This is a genomic window from Moorena sp. SIO2C4, assembly GCF_010672485.1.
GTDB classification, from domain to species: domain Bacteria; phylum Cyanobacteriota; class Cyanobacteriia; order Cyanobacteriales; family Coleofasciculaceae; genus Moorena; species Moorena producens.
This window is the reverse complement of the sequence record NZ_JAAHGN010001535.1, coordinates 1-1185: the sequence shown is the minus strand read 5'-3', so window position 1 is coordinate 1185 and position 1185 is coordinate 1. Positions and strand designations below refer to the sequence as shown.

The following is a 1185-nucleotide window of genomic DNA, read 5'->3' as shown; positions in this document are numbered from 1 at the left end:
ATCGCAATATCTGTCTAATTCCTACTTCTGCCCATGGAACCAATCCCGCCAGTGCGGTGATGGCTGGTTTAAAGGTGGTGGCTGTTGCTTGTGATGAGATGGGCAACATTGATTTAGATGATTTGATGAATAAGGCCGAGCACCATAGCCAAAACCTAGCTGCTCTGATGGTGACTTATCCCTCTACCCATGGTGTGTTTGAAGAAGAGATTAAAGGGATCTGTGCCATTGTCCACAACCATGGGGGACAGGTTTATATGGATGGGGCGAATATGAATGCCCAAGTGGGACTGTGCCGTCCGGGGGACTTTGGGGCAGATGTGTGTCACTTGAACCTGCACAAAACCTTCTGTATTCCCCACGGTGGGGGTGGACCTGGTATGGGACCAATTGGGGTGATGCCTCACTTAGTACCATTCCTGCCCAAAACCTTACAGCCTCAACCTTCAAATTTATCTATTGGTGCCATTTCTGCGGCACCTTGGGGAAGTGCCAGCATTCTACCTATTTCCTGGATGTATATTGCCATGATGGGGAGTGGGGGGTTAACTGAGGCGACTAAGGTAGCTATTCTTAATGCTAATTACATGGCTAAGCGGTTAGACCCTTACTATCCTGTTCTGTACAAGGGGAACAATGGATTAGTGGCTCATGAGTGTATTGTGGATTTGCGATCGCTTAAAAAGTCTGCGGGCATCGAAGTGGATGATATTGCCAAACGCCTGATGGATTATGGTTTCCATGCTCCAACGGTATCCTGGCCTGTAGCGGGGACAATGATGGTGGAACCTACTGAAAGTGAGTCGAAGGAGGAACTCGACCGTTTCTGTGATGCCATGATTGCCATCCGCCAGGAAATTGAAGCAATTGAATCGGGTCAAGTAGACCAAACCGACAATCAGCTGAAGAATGCTCCCCATACTGCAGAAGCCTTGATGGTCAGTGAATGGTCCCATCCCTATACCCGTGAGGAAGCGGCATACCCGGCACCTTGGTTAAGGGAACACAAGTTTTGGCCTGTGGTAGGGCGCATTGATAATGCCTTTGGGGATAGGAATTTGGTTTGTTCTTGTGAAGGGATGGAGGCATATATCTAACCCCAGAGTCAAGCGGGGAGTGTGGGGAGTGTGGGAAGTGTGGGAGGTGTGGGGAGATGGGGAGATTTTTATTAAGGGTAATTATCCA

1 protein-coding gene is annotated in these 1185 nt (G+C 48.9%); it reads left to right on the top strand.

What is annotated here, in order from left to right:
- Positions 1 to 1097 (top strand): aminomethyl-transferring glycine dehydrogenase (locus tag F6K20_RS39310; RefSeq protein ID WP_287298567.1); only part of this gene is annotated, 1097 nt, incomplete at its 5' end.
- Between the last annotated feature and the right edge of the window lie 88 nt (positions 1098 to 1185).